This window comes from Nosocomiicoccus sp. HMSC059G07, from assembly GCF_001815515.1.
Classification (GTDB): Bacteria; Bacillota; Bacilli; order Staphylococcales; family Salinicoccaceae; genus Nosocomiicoccus; species Nosocomiicoccus ampullae_A.
The window spans coordinates 1-2126 of sequence record NZ_KV820802.1 but is presented as its reverse complement, the minus strand read 5'-3'; the positions used below and the strand labels follow the sequence as shown (position 1 = coordinate 2126).

Sequence of the window (2126 nt, the reverse complement as noted above, 5' to 3'; positions counted from 1 at the left end):
ATAAGAGTGGTAGAAAAAAGGAGTAATTAAAATGTTAGAAGTTATTTCAAAAAAAGTATTTGTATCACAAAACAAAGCAGTCACAATTAAGAAAATGAAAGATGTTACAGACATTTACGCAAGTATTATCGTAGAACAAAAATGTGGACTATCTACAAAAGAATATATATTAATTTATGACTACGAGAAAAGAGAAATTGTCGATGGAGATTTAATTGCTTATGGCACATGGTATCACTTAGATAAAGACGAACTTGAAGAATGGACAACAATAGCACAACAAGAACATTGGTTTTAATAAAAAAGTATATACCTAGTGGATTACATTAGGTATATACTATACTTTATAATTTATATATTATATAATATATATTATAACTTATAACATTTATAAAATATAAAATATATGATATATTTTAATCAGTAGAATATGTCGTAAGGAGGTTTATTATGGGAAGAATAATTAGTATTAATAACTTTAAAGGGGGAGTTAGTAAAACTTCGACGTTATGTGGACTAGCTTATGTCCTATCTGAAAAGAAAGGTTATAAAGTTTTAGTCGTTGATTTTGACCCACAAGCTGATGCTACAGAGTTGTTAATTCGTACATTCGACAATGAAAGATTGCCAAATGCATTACATGATGAAAAATATGTAAATATTTTTGATGGTTTAAAAGAGGGGAACGTAAATAACGCTATCTTAAAACTATCCGATAATCTTAGTATAGTTCCATCTGATTTTGATTTAATCGGATTATCTGATTACTTAAATAATAAATATCGTTACAAAGATGCTCACGATCGAGTGAAAGAACTATCTCAATTTTTAGAACCGATTAAAGAAGAATATGATTTTATATTTATTGATACACCACCAACTATTTCAGATTTCTCAAATAATGCTATTTTTGCTTGTGATTATTCTTTAATCATCATGCAAACACATAGAAGAAGCTATAGAGCAGTAGATAAGTTTTTACTTCACATGGTTGATTTTAGAGATATTTATAAAACAGAATTTGATGTACTTGGTATTATCCCTGTCATGTTCAGTCGTAATACCAAAACAGATGAAATGACGTTACAAGATGCTTCTGCAGATTGGGGTTCATATGTTTTTGAACAAATAATTCGTTCTATGGAACGTGTCAAATTCTGGGATGAATTTGGTATATCAGAGGAAGATTATTGGGATAAACAAGCGATTGAACAATACGAAGTACTTGCAGATGAATTTTTAGAGAGATATGAAAAAGCATTAGAGGAGGAAATTTAATGAGTTTACTAGATAGAACACAAGAAAAATATCACGGTCGTTCACACCAAAATCCACTTGCGAATGAACAAATTAAATTAGATAAATTAGGCTACTCAACAGTGAGAGTACCAGGCGATTTACATTCACAAATACTAGCCTTAAGAACACTATATGCAGGTGAAAAATATTCAAATGATGATGTGATTAGAGCTGGAATTAATGCGATTGTTGAATCTTTAAATGAGAGAGATAAAAGAGATTATGATAGATACTTTGAGCAAAACATAGAAGATAAAGTCGAAGTATTGAAAAGACAAAATAAATACTAATATCAATATCCTAAATTTTATTCTTAAACTTTAGTCTAATAATATAGTTACAAGTAAGTAATATTACTTACTTGTAACTACATACATAATTCAAGGAGAAAAGTTATGAAAGTAATTTTAAACTTAACAGAGGAGCAAATTAAAGAATTAGACTTAGCACATCGCTCAACAGGGAAGTCCTATGAAACACTGTTAATGGATTTCTTCTATAACTATGGTCAAAAACCTGCAAAGATTATAGATGAACTACATAGAAATAACGAACTAGAACAACTCTATAGATTTGGAGAATTACTCGCACATTACTTTTCTGAATCCTATAAAGATTTAGAAGAGGTATCGAAAAGTAGTGAAGCCTACGATACAGACCAAGCCATGCTAAAGGTCATGGATAAATTTATTAACGAACACCTACAGGATGCACGTTTAATCACTGATTTATATTTAGAATTTAAAAAGTATTTTAAAGATGAGCTTTAAAGGTAAGCCCTATGATCCGTTTAGGATCATAGGGCTTTTTATTGTATAAAGGCATGG

4 protein-coding genes are annotated in these 2126 nt (G+C 29.5%); all 4 read left to right on the top strand.

Annotated elements, in window-relative coordinates; genetic code table 11:
- The first annotated feature begins 31 nt into the window (after nt 1–31).
- The 4 genes from HMPREF3029_RS02905 to HMPREF3029_RS02890 all read left to right on the top strand — a co-directional run bounded on the left by HMPREF3029_RS02905 (nt 32) and on the right by HMPREF3029_RS02890 (nt 2069).
- A complete protein-coding gene (locus tag HMPREF3029_RS02905) occupies nt 32–298 on the top strand; it encodes a hypothetical protein (RefSeq protein WP_070709640.1) in 267 nt (88 codons plus the stop codon).
- A 152-nt stretch (nt 299–450) separates the two neighbouring features.
- On the top strand, nt 451–1278 hold the full coding sequence (locus tag HMPREF3029_RS02900) for a ParA family protein (RefSeq protein WP_070709638.1): 828 nt from the start codon (nt 451–453) through the stop codon (nt 1276–1278).
- Nucleotides 1278–1589, top strand: a complete 312-nt coding sequence (locus tag HMPREF3029_RS02895; RefSeq protein WP_070709636.1) for a hypothetical protein — start codon at nt 1278–1280, stop codon at nt 1587–1589. Before HMPREF3029_RS02900 ends, HMPREF3029_RS02895 begins: the two co-directional genes overlap by 1 nt.
- Nucleotides 1590–1694: 105 nt before the next feature.
- Nucleotides 1695–2069, top strand: a complete 375-nt coding sequence (locus HMPREF3029_RS02890) for a hypothetical protein (RefSeq protein ID WP_070709634.1) — start codon at nt 1695–1697, stop codon at nt 2067–2069.
- The last annotated feature ends 57 nt before the right edge of the window (nt 2070–2126 follow it).